This is a genomic window from Chryseobacterium taklimakanense (genome assembly GCF_900187185.1).
Taxonomy (GTDB): Bacteria; Bacteroidota; Bacteroidia; order Flavobacteriales; family Weeksellaceae; genus Planobacterium; species Planobacterium taklimakanense.
This window is the reverse complement of sequence record NZ_LT906465.1, coordinates 2,153,994-2,171,169: the sequence shown is the minus strand read 5'-3', so window position 1 is coordinate 2,171,169 and position 17,176 is coordinate 2,153,994. Positions and strand designations below refer to the sequence as shown.

The 17,176-nt window shown below is 42.8% G+C and carries 17 protein-coding genes; all 17 read left to right on the top strand.

Going from position 1 to position 17,176, the window contains the following annotated elements:
- Positions 1-20 precede the first annotated feature (20 nt).
- The 17 genes from CKV81_RS10370 to CKV81_RS10290 are packed head-to-tail and all read left to right on the top strand — an operon-like array spanning position 21 to position 17,146.
- The gene (locus tag CKV81_RS10370; RefSeq protein ID WP_024567406.1) at positions 21-344 is read left to right on the top strand and encodes a DUF4134 domain-containing protein; all 324 of its coding nucleotides are present in this window, start codon (positions 21-23) and stop codon (positions 342-344) included.
- Between the two features lies 1 nt (position 345).
- Entirely contained in the window at positions 346-660 is a 315-nt protein-coding gene (locus CKV81_RS10365; protein ID WP_077564599.1) for a DUF4133 domain-containing protein, read from the top strand.
- The gene (locus tag CKV81_RS10360) at positions 632-3,706 is read left to right on the top strand and encodes a TraG family conjugative transposon ATPase (RefSeq protein WP_095073073.1); all 3,075 of its coding nucleotides are present in this window, start codon (positions 632-634) and stop codon (positions 3,704-3,706) included. The genes CKV81_RS10365 and CKV81_RS10360 overlap by 29 nt, the downstream gene beginning before the upstream one ends.
- Positions 3,693-4,415, top strand: coding sequence for a hypothetical protein (locus CKV81_RS10355; RefSeq protein WP_024567403.1), 723 nt, complete (start codon positions 3,693-3,695; stop codon positions 4,413-4,415). Before CKV81_RS10360 ends, CKV81_RS10355 begins: the two co-directional genes overlap by 14 nt.
- A gap of 43 nt (positions 4,416-4,458) precedes the next feature.
- Positions 4,459-5,166, top strand: coding sequence for a hypothetical protein (locus tag CKV81_RS10350; protein WP_095074438.1), 708 nt, complete (start codon positions 4,459-4,461; stop codon positions 5,164-5,166).
- 2 nt (positions 5,167-5,168) lie between these two features.
- Positions 5,169-5,834: a hypothetical protein gene (locus CKV81_RS10345; RefSeq protein WP_095073071.1), complete on the top strand. Its 666-nt coding sequence runs from the start codon at positions 5,169-5,171 to the stop codon at positions 5,832-5,834.
- Between the two features lie 4 nt (positions 5,835-5,838).
- A complete protein-coding gene (locus CKV81_RS10340) occupies positions 5,839-6,669 on the top strand; it encodes a hypothetical protein (protein WP_024565595.1) in 831 nt (276 codons plus the stop codon).
- Positions 6,670-6,671: 2 nt separating this feature from the next.
- Positions 6,672-7,922, top strand: coding sequence for a type IV secretion system protein (locus CKV81_RS10335; RefSeq protein ID WP_029738611.1), 1,251 nt, complete (start codon positions 6,672-6,674; stop codon positions 7,920-7,922).
- A 5-nt stretch (positions 7,923-7,927) separates the two neighbouring features.
- Positions 7,928-8,542, top strand: coding sequence for a conjugative transposon protein TraK (gene traK / locus CKV81_RS10330; RefSeq protein ID WP_024565597.1), 615 nt, complete (start codon positions 7,928-7,930; stop codon positions 8,540-8,542).
- A 2-nt stretch (positions 8,543-8,544) separates the two neighbouring features.
- Complete coding sequence (locus tag CKV81_RS10325) at positions 8,545-8,898, top strand: hypothetical protein (protein WP_024565598.1); 354 nt, start codon at positions 8,545-8,547, stop codon at positions 8,896-8,898.
- The gene (gene traM / locus CKV81_RS10320; protein ID WP_083506456.1) at positions 8,894-10,102 is read left to right on the top strand and encodes a conjugative transposon protein TraM; all 1,209 of its coding nucleotides are present in this window, start codon (positions 8,894-8,896) and stop codon (positions 10,100-10,102) included. The genes CKV81_RS10325 and traM overlap by 5 nt, the downstream gene beginning before the upstream one ends.
- A 2-nt stretch (positions 10,103-10,104) precedes the next feature.
- Positions 10,105-10,974 (top strand): DUF4138 domain-containing protein, encoded by an 870-nt coding sequence (locus CKV81_RS10315; protein ID WP_059138041.1) that lies wholly within the window; start codon positions 10,105-10,107, stop codon positions 10,972-10,974.
- A gap of 2 nt (positions 10,975-10,976) precedes the next feature.
- On the top strand, positions 10,977-11,216 hold the full coding sequence (locus CKV81_RS10310; RefSeq protein ID WP_024565601.1) for a hypothetical protein: 240 nt from the start codon (positions 10,977-10,979) through the stop codon (positions 11,214-11,216).
- A gap of 6 nt (positions 11,217-11,222) precedes the next feature.
- Complete coding sequence (locus tag CKV81_RS10305) at positions 11,223-13,217, top strand: type IV secretion system DNA-binding domain-containing protein (RefSeq protein WP_095073069.1); 1,995 nt, start codon at positions 11,223-11,225, stop codon at positions 13,215-13,217.
- Complete coding sequence (locus CKV81_RS10300) at positions 13,207-14,049, top strand: M23 family metallopeptidase (protein ID WP_059138040.1); 843 nt, start codon at positions 13,207-13,209, stop codon at positions 14,047-14,049. The genes CKV81_RS10305 and CKV81_RS10300 overlap by 11 nt, the downstream gene beginning before the upstream one ends.
- On the top strand, positions 14,039-14,761 hold the full coding sequence (locus CKV81_RS10295; protein WP_024565604.1) for a hypothetical protein: 723 nt from the start codon (positions 14,039-14,041) through the stop codon (positions 14,759-14,761). Before CKV81_RS10300 ends, CKV81_RS10295 begins: the two co-directional genes overlap by 11 nt.
- Before the next feature lie 12 nt (positions 14,762-14,773).
- Positions 14,774-17,146 carry a JAB domain-containing protein gene (locus CKV81_RS10290; protein ID WP_024565605.1) on the top strand — a complete coding sequence of 791 codons (2,373 nt, stop codon included), beginning with the start codon at positions 14,774-14,776 and terminating at the stop codon, positions 17,144-17,146.
- The last annotated feature ends 30 nt before the right edge of the window (positions 17,147-17,176 follow it).

Sequence of the window (17,176 nt, the reverse complement as noted above, 5' to 3'; positions counted from 1 at the left end):
AACTAACCTAAATTTTAAAAATGATGAAAAATTTTATCAGAAAAAACGTGACAAAAAAGAAAGTTCTAACCCTTGCCTTGGTGATGCTGGCAATGACCCCGATGCTTGCGCAGGGCGGAGCGACCGCCATCTCCAATGCCGCTTCCGACATTAAGGACTATTGGGACCCCATCAAGCTGATATTAAAGGCAGTCGGTGGACTCGTAGGATTTATCGGAGGATTGAGGGTGTACAACAAATGGACGAACGGCGACCAGGATGTCAACAAAGAAATCCTCGGCTACGGCGGTGCGATGATCTTCCTTATCGTGGTTCCGGAATTTGTAACCGCATTCTTTGCTTAAGATGGGATACTACCTTTACAAGGGGCTCAAAAAACCCCTTGTATTCTTCGGACTCAAAGGAAAGTACATCATTTATGCGGTAGCCGTCATCGGCGCAGGTGTGGTCGCGGCACTCCTCTTATCCAAATTCGGATTGCTGGGTTCCCTGTTAGGTTTATTGGTAACCGCGGGAGGAGTCTACCTCATTTTCAAGAGGCAGGACAAAAACGGACTCTACGACAAGACCAAAAATTTTGACCAGATATTCATTTTCCCCAAAAGACTCAACAACAAAAGATTTTTAAAAGATGGTAAAGACAAAGAAACAGGCATTTGACATTCCCTTCATCGGCTACGATTACGGAAAGGATTTCGGATGGGATTTCGATGTCCTCTTCGGACAGTATGGAAATCCAATTATCGGCATCAGGATCAAGAACATTGTGGAACAATATTCCGCCGACCCCGACAACTACCTGAACTTCCATACAGTGCTGAACCAAGTGGTATCCATTATTGGCGAAGGAAGAATCGTTCAAAAATTGGATTTGTTTTCCAAAAAGAGATACACCGCCGAATCTTCGAATCAGTTCCTCCAGCAGAAATACTCCGAGCATTTTGATGGAAGACTATTTAAAACCATCGAAACGGTACTCCTGTTTACAGACATTGTGGACGATAAACTAAAGAAGAAAAACAAACACTACCAATTTTCCGAAAAAAGTTACAAGGAGCTCCGCGACAAATGCCAAAAGGTGTTGATGCTCTTGAAGCAGAGCGGTTGCGAACCCCAATTCTTATTCGAGAAAGACTTTGAATACTACATTTCGGGCGTATTGTCGATGCAGTTTACTGAAACCCCGGTTTTTGACAATATCAAAAGCACCAACGAGTATCTCCAAATCGGAAACCGTTTCGTCAAAAATATTTCCTATGTCGATGTAGAAAATATCGACCTCCCTTCAGAAATAGACCCTTTTTCCATACTGGGTGGAAATGGAGCCGCATCGGAAACAGCGGTGGACAATTTCACCTTCATCAATGAATTGGAGGATTACGAAGCCATCATCTACAATCAGGTCATCACCATTCCCCTGCAGGCGCAACAACAGCGGGAACTCGACAAAAAGAAGAAAAAGCACGAGGGAGCGGCAAACAATTCACCGAGCAATGCAATTATTGCCGAAGAAATCCAGATGCTTCTACACAACATCGCCATCGACGGACAACTCGTGGTCAATGCCCATTTCTCCCTAATATTTTCAACACATACACTGGAAAAAATGGAAGGAATACAGTCGATGATCGAGAACAAGCTTTTTACGAAAGGAATTATCGTCTCCAAGAACGCCTACAACCAGCTCGAACTATTTCGCTCCGCCATTCCAGGCAATGCCACGGAACTTCGGGAATACGATTTATTTATGACGACAAGCGAAGCGGCCTTGTGTTTTTTTTTTAAAGAAAGTTACCCCGTGAACGAGGAATCCAATTTTTATCTGCGTTTTACCGACCGACAAGGCGTTCCATTGAAAGTTGATCCGGCGGACTTGCCGATGAAGACAGGAAGAATCAACAACCGAAACAAGTTTGTCCTCGGTCCGTCAGGTTCTGGAAAGTCCTTCCTGATGAACAATATCGTTGAGCAATACCTGACCTACAATTACGATGTGGTGATTGTGGACACGGGCGATTCCTATTCGGGAACCTGCAAATACAAAGGCGGGAGATACATCCAGTACACCGAAGAGAAACCCATTACCATGAATCCTTTTCTGATGGACAAGAAAGAGTTCAACATCGAAAAAATAGAATTTTTAACCAATTTGATTTTTCTCATTTGGCAGGGTCACGATGCCACGATGTCGTCCGCACAGAAATCCATATTGGACAATGTACTGATGTCGTATTACCACCAATATTTTAATTCGGGAACACTATGGTATGAGCATAAGACTTCGGAGGAACTCATTCTCTATCTGAACAAATACAATATCCACGAGGAAGACATCATCTCGGAATTTAAAAGCCAGTCGAATGGACAAAACAACTACTACGATATTTTGGGAATCGCTTTCGATGCAGGTTCTGATGAGATTAAGGAGGCTTTCCGAAAACTCGCGATCGAATATCATCCGGACAAAAATATGAACAACCCGAATTACGACAGCGAAAAATTCTACAAGGTTTACGAAGCTTATGAAACCTTGAACGATGAAGATAAGAGAAAAATCTACAATGAGACGCAACTCATCCTCATCAAGTCCAACGAGATTATCAGGCAGCCGAAAACGGCGGAAGAATGGAACGAGTCCTTCCGAAAAACCATCATCAAGAAAATTAAGGAGCTCGAAGAAAAATTGGAGGCAAAAGAACTTTCCTTCAACGGATTCTATGACTACTGCGATAAATTTCTGCCCCTTTACCTGAACAATAAGAAACACCACATCACCGAAAAGGAATTTAATCTAAGGACATTCTTGTTCGTGCTGAAGGATTTCTACAAAGGCGGAAGATATGGAACGACACTCAACGAAAGTGCAGACAACACGCTCTTTGACGAACCATTCATCGTCTTTGAAATCGACAATGTGAAAGACAACCCGAAACTGTTTCCGATCGTGACACTCATTATCATGGATACCTTCATCCAGAAAATGCGTCTCCGAAAAGACCGAAGAAAGGCGCTCATCATCGAGGAAGCATGGAAGGCGATTGCCAGCAAACTGATGGGCGGATATATTCTCTATCTCTACAAGACGGTTCGGAAATTTTGGGGAGAAGCAGTGGTTGTTACCCAGGAATTGGACGACATCATCGGAAATGCCGTCGTAAAAGACAGTATTATTAATAACTCGGACACCTTCATATTGCTGGATCAGACCAAGTTCAAGGACAACTTCGACAAGATTGCATCACTGCTTTCATTGAACAAGGTGGAACAAAACAAGATTTTCACCATCAATAATTTGAACAACAAATTTGGAAGAAGCCGTTTCAAGGAATTTTATCTGAAGCGGGGTTCCAAAGGAGAAGTGCACGGCAATGAGGTTTCCTTGGAGCAGTATTTAACCTACACCACGGAAAAACCAGAAAAATCCGCAGTCGAATACTATGTCCAACAATACGGAAACTACGACGAGGCTTTGCAAAAAATTGTAGGCGATTTGAAAAATTTCGGAGACAGCCTTGAAAACTTGGTATCGCTCGTCAACCTTTATCAAAAGCCATTGGACAAAAAGGTGGTTTCCTATTACAGGATGATGAAGAAGACGCACAAAGGGCAAAATATCTTCAAAATCATCTCGCAGGAATTGGAAAACCGAAATATCCATTTTTCAGAATTAATCAACCAAAAACACGAGGAATATGAAAAAGTATAAGCCCCAAAATCCCCAAAGGGGACTTTCAATAAATTCCCTCTCTTGGAGGGTTTGGAGGAGGCTTTTCCTGTTGATTCTCCCCCTTTGGGGGACATGGGGCTTCTCCCAAAACACCTACATCGACCCGACGGTAACGGCGGCGATGATCCTCTATTCAGAAAACTTGAAAGCCAAGCAGAACGATGTGATTGATGAAACCTCCAAACTGAAGGATGCCCAAGCGTGGGTGGGAACCCAGATGGTGGTTGCCAACGATATTCAGAATAAGATTCTGAAAGGTCTGAAGGAAGTTTCGGGAACCTTGCAGAACGGAATCCAGGTGAAGGAGATTTATTCGGAACTCAACAAATGCTACAATTATTCATCGCAGGTAGTTCAGTTGGCATCGGCACATCCACAATATGCCATTTTCGGGGTAAAGGCTTCACAGAAAACCTATGAACAGAGTATAAAAATAGTGACTGATGTCTCCGACATCCTCGCCTCGGGAGAGCTGAACCTTGCCACTGCGGGAGACCGATACAAGATATTGCACAACATTTCCGAGAATGTCAAAAACCTAAAGCTTTGGCTTCTGGCAATCAAGTTAAGACTGGAAAAAGCCAATCGTTTGGGATTCTGGAACTCCATCAATCCATTTGCAGGATACATCAATACCGACAAGGGAATTGTAGAAAATATTATGAACCGATACAAAAGAAATTTCTAGCCCCTGTCCCCAAAGGGGAACAATGTAAAAAAATAAGATGAAAATGAAACATCCCATAATTAACGCTTTAAAAAGCCCCCTTCGGGGGTTTGGGGGCTTGCTGATTTATTTTGTGCTCACTTCATCCAGTGGCGGCTCCACGCCGTCTTGGCAGCAGGAAAACGTATCCTTTCCGATGATGAACCTAGAAATCAAGGCGACGATGGATGAAAACGAGAGGCAGAAGGAGATGCGGAAAAACCAAATTGCCAATGCCACGGTGGAAACCGCCAACAAAACCCAGTGGAACAATTTCAAGGACAAGGTGACCAAAATTCAGGACAGACTTCGAATCGTATCGTTCGCCATTCAAGCGATTCCCACAGGAATTGCGATGAGCAGGGAGATTACGAAAATCACCCAAAACCAGCAAGCCATTATCCGTGAAATCAGTACCGCACCTTATTCCATCATCGCGGTTCTGCCTTCACAGGTTCAGTTTGTGGATGATCTGCAAATGGTGACGAGGCTGATTGTCGGGATTGTGGTTTCCTATGGGGCAATGAACCAGATGGAAAAGTCGGAGCGCAAGATTTTATTGGATTATGCCTTGGGAGAAGTCAAGACGCTGAGCAGAAATTCTACCCATATGCTTTTAAAGATTCGGGACATCAAGGCAAAAGTCTTACGAAACAAAAGAGCCTTTCAATACTATGTGAATCGGGACAAACAGGTGGTCGAGAACATTATGAAAAACATCAAATCCTTTTAAAAATGAGAAAACTATTTATCGGAGGAATCTTGTTTTTTTCTGTTGGTTTTGTAAGCGGACAGCAGATTGTTATCAACGACAAACTCTTGGTGCAGATGACCACCAACCACGGCGTAAGGCTGGGAAGCGAGCAGGCATTTCTAAACTCTTATGAAAAACAGAAGGAACTGTACGACGACATTAAAAACAAGACTGCACAGGTCATCGCCATTCAGGAATACATCTACCAACAACTAAAAAATGTCAACTCGGCACTCACGCAGAGCAAAAAGTTAATCTATCTGTACCAATATCTAGGAAAGGTAGCGAACAACTCCAACAAAATGCTGGACTTGTCGGCGCAACATCCAGAATATGCCGTCTTGGTTTCCAAATACTATGTCGAAATCGGCAAACAGACCTTAAAACTCAAGCAGGAAGTCACGCAGGATATTTTGAACGAGAACAAGGATTTCCTGATGGATCCGATGGACAGGGAGATGCTTATTGAAAAGGTGTTTACCCGAGTTCGGAACATCAATGGAAACATCCTCTACATCATATTGCGGTTAGAAAACGCCAAGAAGATTCCGTACCTGTACCAGGTTCCAATGCTAAGAAACTACCTCAATATCGACAGGGCGATTGTCGGAGACATTATCCAGAAATACAAATACATATTCAATTAAAAAGATGAAAAAATTAGTTAAAAAATTTGCCCTCGTTCCGCTTTTGCTGACAGCAGTCGGCGTATTCGGGCAGTTTACCGTAAAGCGTTTGAACGACCCCTCCATCGTAGCCCAGCACAAAAGGATGGTGTTCCAGAGTTGGGGCGATTGGCGTCCCTATCCAAAATACCTTTTGGGGATTCAGACCAACTTCGCGTATGCCACCGTTTGGGGAATGTGGGCTCCCAGCAGAAACAGGGATTATAAGGATGGAGAAGATATCCGACCGCTAAAACCGACGGGACTTCAAAACCAGCGTTTTGCCCAAGTGAAATTTCAAGAGGAAGAGGCAAAAAAGATAAAGGCGGCATCCGACACCATCTATAAAAGAAGCGTCCAAGACTTTGCCCATTGGACTTCGGCGACGGTCGATGCAGACCCGCTCTGGTTGCTCTACTACAAAAGGATGCTCAGACCCATTACCGAATTTCCAGACAATCCTCAAAACTTTATCGAATGGAGGCTGAAGAACCAGCAAACCTACGAAACGCTCAATACCACGGGAACTTTAAAAAGACTTCAGGAGGAATTGGACTTAATCAAGGAAAAATATTCAATGTCGAGGTCGATGGATATGCCGAGAGGAAAACGCTTTTTGATGTACCATGACACCCTTATCAAATGGAGAAGGTTCGTGCAGGAATTAAGGAAACACAACGATAAGACGACACTTCTTTTGGACTATAAAAATATTCTGAAAAACCATTCGCCTTATGCATTGCCACAGGCTTGGACTCCCGCTTCCGACAAGCAGATCATCCACAACACGATGCAGCAGTACAAACATAAATTTTAGTGATGAAAAGAAATACTACACCCTTATTTTGCCTCTTGGCAATATTGCTGCCGATAATCGGCTTTGCCCAAACCGACGGCGACTACAGCAACCTGCTCCAATTTCTAAAGGGCGACGGCGCATTTGAGAAATGGTTTATGGAGGTCTTTACCAAACTGGACAACAGCGTTCAAGACGGTGCTGTCGGATCCGCTTTGGTTGGAAGGGCGATCGGAGGACTGGGAGCGTTGATGTATCTCGGATACATGGGTTGGCAAATGGCGGCGGGCGACCGGGAATGGGAAATCACCCCGATGCTCAAACCAATCCTCATTGGATTTACCCTGGTGTATTGGAGTGGTTTTGTCAATCTGATTCAGGCACCCTTTGAAGCCATTGCAGAACCGGGAATCGCCATTTTCAGCGACATTGAGTCCGAAGTGAATGATTTGAGGATTCAACGATTCAAGAAACAGCAGCAGCTACTCGATGCCGTCATCAAACTGAAAGCCGACGAGGATGCGAAGCAGGACGTCATCAACAACACCGGCAAAGATGCCGACGACTCTTGGTTCGACATCAGCGAGGGACTGGACAAACTCATCCAACCCATCAAGGAATGGCAGTTACGGATGGAGTTCCAGCTCCAAAAACTGGTTGCAGAAATTATCGAGTTCGTTTGCCTTTCCATCCTTCGAATCTGTGTCTACCTTATTTTCTTCATCCAAAAAATTTGGGCCTACATCCTCATTATTTTGGGGCCTATTGCGGTAGGTATGGCGCTCGTTCCAGGATTTGAAAACTCGCTGTACAGCTGGGTTTCCAAGTTCATCAACATCAACCTATACACCTTTGTAGCCTATACCATCATCAATATTGGTCAGCAACTGATCGCTTCGGGTTATGAAATGGAGATTGAGCGGTATGACACGCTTTTAACCAATGGAACCATCACCAATTTAGATGCCTTGATGGTTTATGTGAGCAATTCGGGAATGATCTACAACCAGCTCTTTACCTGTGTCGCCTATATCGTGACGGGAATCGGGGTATTGATGACGCCCACCATTGCCGACACCATTGTTACAGCGGGAGGTGCAGGTGCGATGACCAAGATGAAGAGTGCTGCTGGAAGAATGGCGAGTGCCGCTAAAACAACGGTATTGGCAGCCAAAACCGGTGGAGCTTCCGTAGCGGGAGCAGCAGCAAAATCGGCTGCATCAGGTTCCGCATCGGGAATGGTCAACAGTGCGATGAATAACAACAAAAAATAAATAAGATGCTGATCAAAAATATCGAACAAAGAATAAAAATCAACAAGGTAGTTTCGCTGGGAACAATAGCATTTGCCGTAATTATCGTATTGGCGGGCTTCTTCTTTGCCTATCGGATGATTCAGGATTCAAGAAAATCCATCTACATTTTGGACAACGGGGTTCCGGTACTGGCAAAGCAGACCGATGTCTTGTTAAACAGACCCGTAGAATACAAAGCCCAAATTGAACTGTTCCACCGACTATTTTTCACCTTGGCTCCCGATGATGCCTACATCAAGGAGAATATTCAAAAATCACTGTACCTCATTGACGACAGCGGAAAAAAAGAATACACCAATCTCAAGGAAAAAGGCTTCTACAACCAGATTGTGGCCTCCAGTTCCATGGTCAGTATTCATACGGATTCCATCTCGCTCAATATGGAGCAACAGAAATTCTCCTTTTTCGGAAAGCAGATGATTACCAGAAAGTCTGCCGTGATTACAAGAAAATTGATTACCGAAGGATACTTTGAGGACATCATCCGAAGTCCAAACAATCCGCACGGTGTGATGCTTAAAAATTGGAGGATTATCGACAACGAGGAAATCTCCAACCAAACCAAAAATTCCTATTAAAGATGAAAAATTTTCTAAAACAAACCGCAAAAAAGGGATTGGAATGGGCGGCAAAAAATCCGAAGAAGTTTTTCACCCATTCGATGGTTTTTCTCTCCGTGTCTTTTATCGGATCGCTGATACAGGGAATTTTCTTTCCGAGCCAGTCGACATTTAAAATCAAGCCCCCAAACCTCTATTCCAAAAGCAACACGACCCAGCAAATTAATAAAAACCAAGAGAAAGAAATGGAGAAAATAGTTAATGAACTCAAAATTTTAAAAATGAAAAGGGACCGAAAAGAACTCCAAAAAGAAGACAGCCTGAGAATAGAATATTTGTACAACCAATACCAAGAACTGCAACATGGACATTAAGAAAATCAACTTTAAGGAAAAAAAATATGTGATGCCCCTTCTGGCATTGCCGTTCCTGCTGCTCTTTGTGTATGTAGGTGCCCAATTTACCAAAGAGGACACCTCTAAAAAGGACAAGCCGAAAGAACTTTCCCTGTCTCTGGGAGAAACACGGGACTCCATCATGACGAAGAACGATGCCTACGACGCCTTTTTCAAGAAGGACGACAACAGGACGATGCTCGGAGGATTGGACAAGGAAGAGGACAGTCTGCTCAGTTATGAAGACCAGTTGTCTTTGGACCAGAAAAGAAAGATCGATTCACTGAAGGCGGTCTCCAGCAGACAAAATCAGCAGGCGTCAAAAGGAGGCAACTCTTCCTATTACAATCCAAAACAGCAAAATGAGGACAAGGATTTCAAGAGGTCTTCTGAAATCATCCGAATGCTGAACGACAAGTCCAATGGGAAACAGGAAAATGAGCAACTTTCAGAAAATCAAAAATCTAGTAATCAAAATACCCAGCAAGACCCCGTAAAATATCTGAAACAGCAGATGCTCGTCATGGATTCCTTAGAAAAAGCGAGGGATCCCGAATACCAAGCCAAACTATTGGCGGAACAGAAACTCAAGGCAAACAAGGAAAAAATGGACGAGTTCCTCAATTCTACCTTCAATGTCGGCAAGTCGGGAATCAACAGCGAGTTCAATGCCTTCTACAGGGAAAATGAGAACAGCTTTATCAAAGCCGTCATTGATGAAAACAACAAGGGATTTCTGGGAAGCAGAATCCGGTTCCGATTATTGGAAGACATCTTCGTCGGCAACAAAAAAATTGAGAAAGGTTCCATCCTTTACGGACAAATCTCTGGATTTTCCATGCAGCGGGTTGACCTCAAGATTGTCTCGGTATTTACAAGGGGAGAAATTTTACCAGTCAACCTCTCCATCTACGACATTGACGGCATGAAGGGGCTTTATGTTCCCGAAAGCGTCTTCAGGGACATGATTCGGGAAATGGGGAGCAACTCCGTACAGGGAACACAGATGGATATGGGCGGACAGGGATTTTTCACGAGCATCGGCTCCAAACTCTTCACGTCTACATCAAAATCCATCGCCAACCTCATTAAAACCAACAAAGCCAAGCTGAAATACAACTCCTATGTATTTCTAATCGACGAAAAACAGCTTAAAGACTCACAAAACCAACAAAAAAAATAACAATGAAAAATACATTTTTTATACTATTCTTAATCATTACCCATTTTTTATCTGCACAAACAGCTACTAAAGAACAAGTCATCTCGGATTTACCAGAATTGATCGTTACAGAGGGCGTTAACCTGCATATCATCTCACCCGAACCGATTCAATATGTGGATTTGTCCACCCAAAAACTCACGGGAGATTTGCCTAATACCAATATTGCGAGAATCAAAATCACCGATACTCCTGCCAACACCGACCCAAAGGAAAAGGCAAAAACCACCTCTTTATTGAATGGCGACAAAATAGGAATAATAACCGTTGTAGGTCAGTCTTTTATTGCCCAATACAAGGCTATTTACAGAAATTCGGAAAACAAAAACACCGTGACCAACATCCATATCCAGCCAGAAGAGATGCAGCCGATTGAACTGGACAAAACCCGTTTTTCCAACTTGGAGCTGACCAAGTTTGCGATGGACATCATAAAGAAGAAGACGGAAGAAAATCCAATCAGGGAGCAGAAAGACCTTAAACTTAGTATGCAGCTCAACAATGTGTACGTCATCAGCGACTATATCTTTCTCGATATGACCTTCAAAAACAGCTCGAACCTGAGTTACGATATCGAAGACCTTAAATTTTCCATCGAGGACAAAAAAATCTATAAGGCGACCAACAATCAAAGCATCCAAATGACACCGATTTTTAGACTTTACGCCCCGAAACATTTCAGGAAAAATTTCAGAAACATCTATGTCTTCAAAAAATTCACTTTTCCGAACAGCAAGGTGATGATGATCCGCCTGATTGAGGAACAACTCTCGGGAAGAACCATCGAGATGAAGGTGAATTATTCAGACATTTTAAAAGCAGATACATTTTAGTTATGAACCCATTACCAACAGAATTAATTATTGTCCTTCTCCTGGCGTTCATCGCTTTCATCGCTTCTTGCATATCCATATTTTTTTTATTCCGTCTCAGAAAAGCAAAGAAGGAAATAGAAAAGGAAATTATAAAAATGGCTTATCTGAAAGCGTGGTATAAGGAGATTGCAGTGAAGATTTATGGTAAAGACCGTATTGAGGAAAAAGAGAAAGAGTTTTTAAAAAACTACAATTTATAGGAAGTAATGCAGGAACAACAACACCAAATTAAGATTTACGGATTCCTTCAGAAGGCGGTTTATGCGGTCGTGGCATTGGATTGTGCGTCGCTTTTCTACCTCGATGCAGATATTATTATAGTTTCAAACCTATTGAAAAATTTCTCGAAGATGAGTTTCTTTTACCCACCCATCAACGCAAAGTTTGCGACCCTGATTCTCATTGGATTGGTCGCTGTCGGGACAAAGGCGAAGAAGAAAAAGGATTTGAACATCGCCACGGAAATCGTAATCCCCATGATATTGGGCTTGTTGATGATTTTTTCTTCACTCGTTTGGCAAAACGAGGCAGGAAACTCCAAACTCCCTAAAATTTTTCCTGCGCTGAATCTTTATCAGGTCATCTATGCCGTATTGTCTTTTTTGGGTGCAGTAATCCTTCAAATGGGAGCAGACGCCATCTCAAAACTCATGCAACAAAAAATGGGAAAAGACCGATGGAATGTAGAGGAAGAAAGTTTTGCCCAAAATCAGGAACTTGTAGAAACGGACACCTCGATCAATATCCCATATCTCTTCAGATACAGTAAAAAAATCAACAAGGGATGGGTCAATATCAATCCATTTCGTGGGACGATGGTGATTGGAACGCCTGGAAGTGGAAAGTCTTTCGGAATCATCAATCCCGCAATCAGGCAAATGATAGCGAAAGGCTTCTGCCTGTGTATTTACGATTTCAAGTTTCCCGATTTGGCGCAGATTGCCTACTACCATTATCTGTTGAAGAAAAGCAAAGATTCGGGGTATGAATACGATTTTCATGTCATCAATCTAAACGAGGTTGAAAAATCCAAAAGGGTAAACCCGTTCAAAAAGGAATACATCCAAACTTTGGCGGAAGCACAGGAAATGGCGGAGTCTATGGTATCCTCGCTCCAAAAGGGAGGTTCAAGTTCGGGAGGCGGTTCCGATGCTTTTTTCACCCAATCTGCCATCAACTTTCTTTCGTCGAGTATCTACTTTTTTGCCACCTACGAGGACGGAAAATATTCGGATTTACCACATATCCTGTCCTTTATGAACCGAAGTTACAAGGAGATTTTTGACACACTTTTTACCAACGAGGAAATATTCTCACTGCTTTCTCCCTTTAAGACGGCGTATGAAAACAAAGCATTTGACCAATTGGAGGGACAGGTCGGAACCCTGAAAATCTTTCTCTCAAGATTGGCGACCAAGGAAAGTTTCTGGGTGTTTTCGGGCGACGAAGTGGAACTGAAAATCACGAACCGAGAAAATCCTTCCATCCTGATTTTGGCATCCGATCCGGGAACGCAGGACATTAATTCTGCTCTTTATTCATCCGTTTTGAACAGGACTTTACGACTCATCAACTCCAAACATAACTTGCCCGGAGGAATTATCGCGGACGAATTTCCCACCATCTACATCCATAAAATTGACAACGTGGTGGCGACAGCAAGGAGCAACAAAGTGGCGGTCTTATTGGGACTTCAGGAAATTCCGCAACTCCGGCAGTTTTACAAAAAAGAAGTTGCCGACACCATTTCCGCCATTGTCGGAAATATCCTTTCCGGTTCTGCGAGGGACAAAAATACTTTGGAATGGCTGGAGAAACTGTTCGGAAAAATCAAGCAGAAATCCTATTCCCAGTCCTTCTCCCAGCAAGGAACGACGACCAGCATCAACGAGAAAATGGACTTTATGATTCCCGCAGGAAAAATTGCGACACTTAAAACTGGGGAAATGGTCGGAATGATTGCACAGGGCGAGGAAAACGACACCGAAGAATACAAAACTTCTGCGATGAACGGAAAAATCAATTTAGATATGAAAACCATCAAGGAGGAAGAAAATAATTATGTCAAAATGCCTTCCTATTACTCATTTGTCGACAAAATGGGAAATAATAGGAAAAACGATGTCCTGATGACCAACTTCAGAAAAATCAATAAAGAGGTCGAATTAATCGTAAACGAATTTACTAAAAATGAAAAATAGAAAGACAATAATAGCATTAACAATTCTCCTTTTTGCGAACGGTTTTTCCAAGGCTCAATTCAATACGCTGATGCCGACGAAACCGCAGAAAACGGAAGACTTCAAAATGGTGGAAATCCAAAAAGAAGAAAGTTCCAATCAAAAAAAGGAGAAAAAATTGTGGAAGGAAATCTTCAACATCACCCCGAAATCGGAACTGAAAAACGAAACAGAAGGTTCAATGAAGATGTTAACGAGTCAAATCGACTCTCTAAAGACGATGCTTAAAAATTACCATAATGGAAATAATCAAAGTAACGTGGACTACAAAAAGATGAAAGATTCACTATTTGAACTGATGCAAAATTTTCAACGTAAAGAAAATGATGAAAAGGAAGTCCAGAAAGCCCCCTTTGGGGGTTTGGGGGCTTACATGCCCTTAAACAGAATTACCGTGACTTCTCCCTATGGAACACGTATTCATCCAATTTTCGGAACTGCAAAAATGCACAACGGAATTGACCTAAAAGCCAACTATGAAGATGTTCACGCGGTCCTTGACGGAATAATTACCGAATCCGGTTGGGATTCCAAAGGCGGTGGAAACTACATCAAAATCAAACATTTCAACCGATTTGAAACCTCTTATCTGCACCTCTCCGAAATCTTCTACAAAGTCGGGAAAAAAGTGAGGGCGGGATTTATCATCGGGAAAAGTGGGAACACAGGGAATTCTACCGGACCGCACCTGCATTTTGCGGTAAAGGAGTTTGGACAAAGCATCAATCCCTACCATTTCTTAAACGACCTAAACAAAGCAAACAATTTAATAGCAACGTACTATGCAAACTGAAAACCTACCAACCGAAGAACTAAAAAAGTTCGGAATCATCAATGAAGATTTGTCATTTTCAAAAAAACTGAAAGCGGACGACATCCAAAAATTTCTGCAGGGCTACACGATTGTCGCAGACAACGACAAAAACAGGGCAACTTTCCAACTCACGGAAAACAACACCCGACTGAAAGTCATCTTTCTGGAGCGGGATAAAAGCATCTCCGAAATCCTCAGAAACAGCAAGGATGGAATTGAGTATTCCACTATTCAAGACCTTTCAAACAAAAATGAGAAGAAACTTTCGCTTGAAAAAAAGGCATTCATCTACGACAAGGAAAACAACATCGTCGCCGAGTTCGACCTCATTAAAAATGCCACCGAACTCACCGCAATCATTGCCGACAAGAAGGATGTCGCGGAAATGAACCGCTACAAAAACGAACTTCAGAAACTGAAAAATTTCCTGATGGATAAAATCGACCAATATCCCGAAATCGCCAAGGAAATTTCCAACGACTTGAACATCGTTTCCAGAGAAATCAACACCGTAAACAGCATCTCACCCGATGAGAAGCAGATTTCAAAAGGTGGCAATTCCGAAATTGACCTGAACGTCAATGACAGGGATAGGTACGAAGACGCGAACAGAAACCGGGAAGAGCAGGAAGAAGAAATCGAACAGGAAATCGAACAGGAACAGGAAAAACGCCGTGGATTCCGCAGATAAATTTTTGAAAAGATGGAAACAGAAACGATCAATTACCAGAGCAAATATGGACCGAACACGAATTTCCAATTTCCGACGGACGAGGATACGCAATATCTCAAAACGTCGGCGGGCGAAATATTACCGTACAAACTCTTCAGTGGGAGAAATGATGCTGACCCAAATTCCGCCATCCTACGGGAAAAGGACAATCAAGGTTACGCCAATGACTTTGCGCTCGTAGAGCGGCAGTTTTCGGAAAACAAAAGTCTTTCATTCATGGCGGGAACCAAAATTTCTGATGTGAACGATGTGGCTTGGCTTTTCCGTGCGCTTGAAGACGAGGCGGTGGAACACACCTTTGCACTCTACAAATTCAAGGACGACAGTTATCTCGTTCAACATCTTTCGACAGGCGGAATTACTTCCACCGTTGTGGATTTACGGTTGTTGACGGGAAACGTCTTCAAAATGCAGCCCGAAAGCATCACGCTCGTCCACAACCATCCGAGCGGACAACTGATTTCGAGCAAACATGACCGACTCATGTTGCAAAGACTGCACGAAATTTTCGACCATACAGGAATAAAGGTGGAAGACGGCATCGTCATCAATCTGCGTTCGGGGAAATATTTGGTATTCAACGGAGATTTGGGAAGCGACCGTGTTCTGGAACTTTCCGAGCAAAATCAACAGCAGGGAAAAGTCAGCACCTTTTCCTTTAACAAGCAGATTTTTGCCGCCAATTATCAGCCGTTCAAAATCAACAGTCCCGAAGATTCCGCCGCCTACATTTCAAGCCAAAAGTTTGGACTGTCCGACAAGACGGAAGCCATCATCCTGAACAATGCGAACGACATCGTTGGGAAATTCATTCTTCCGCAGCATCGACAGTTCGAGAAACTGACCGAACTGATGACGATTCACGCCGGAACGGGTGTCATCCTTTATGGAAACAATGTAAACGAGCAGATGTACAAGGAATACCGCGACAAACTCGAACTGATGGGGTTCACGGCTTTGGATGCGATTTTATTGGAAAGCGGAAACTACCACTCCCTTTACGAAAAGACCAAAATCAACGTCTATGACCACCTTTTGGACAAATTCAGCAAGAACCATCTGAATGCGGAACCCATTGTCGGCGTATCGGAAAACAACCTAAATAATAGTTACTCTAAAAATTTTAGAAATATGGAAGAACCACCACAAAAGGATTACGTCAAACTGTTTATTGACGATTCCGAAGGTCATACCAAGCACGAATTTGAAATCTCCTTGACGGAAGACGACAAAGTGAACTACAGCCAGATTGCCTCAAAAATCCAGCTGTATCGAAAGCCGGAAGACCATGTTTTGCTATTCGTTGGCGGAGAACTGCTTACCTACGAGGGAAATGAGGAAACAGAAAAAATCATCGATTCCCTTAAAAGTCTTTTTCTTCCCGATGAGAAAAAACGGAGCAATTTATTCAGCCAAAGTAATTTTCATTCGAGATTTAAAGAAGAAATGGATGCCACAAGGTCAGGATTTTCGATAGACGACATCATTGGAGAGCCTTCTATAAAAGATTACGCCAAAATGAACGGAGATGACTTAACACAACACCTCAATAAAAACAAAGAATATTTTAACAATCAAACCCCAAACATTATGGAAACACAAAAAGAATTCAACCAGGTAGATTATCTAAAAAATCAGCTTAAATACCTCGGTTTCGGCGAAGACGAAAAACTTCACAAAGAATTGGAAAAAGGCATCAAGTCCAAAAACCAGCAATTCGAAATCAAAACTTCCTCGGACAAGGCACTGCCCGGAAACAAGGTTGATTTTGCCTTGAAATTCAACAAGACGGAAACGGGTGGTGTTTTCCTCAACTCTTACGACGCCAAATTGAAGAACGAGAAAGGCGAAGAAATCACCCACAATTTTTCGGTAAACAGAGAAAATACCTTTACCGCAAAAGAAGCCGTAAATCTTTTGGAGGGACGGAGCGTGAAAATCGAGTTCCACAACCCCAAAAGCGACCAGTCGGAAACCGCCTTCGTGCAGTTCAACTTTGAGGAGCCAAAGACGGAGAAAGGAAACTATATGTTCCAGAATTTCTACAAAAACTACGGTGTCGATACCGACAAAATCGTGGAAAAAGCCAACCTCGTTTTCGAAAAGCCGGAATACAGGGATAACACCATCAAGTCACTTGAAAAAGGAAATGTGGTGAAAGTGAAATTTGAAATGGACGACAAGGTGGTGGAAGGAAAAGCAGTGCTCAATCCGCAATACAAGAACCTGAACCTTTACGACAACGACATGAACCGCATCAACACCAACAAACCTTTGCAGGGAATGGAAAATGAAGAAAAACAGGAGAAAGCCCATGTGAAGGAACAGAGCATCAAACGATAATAAATAATACCTGACTATTATCCGAAGGCG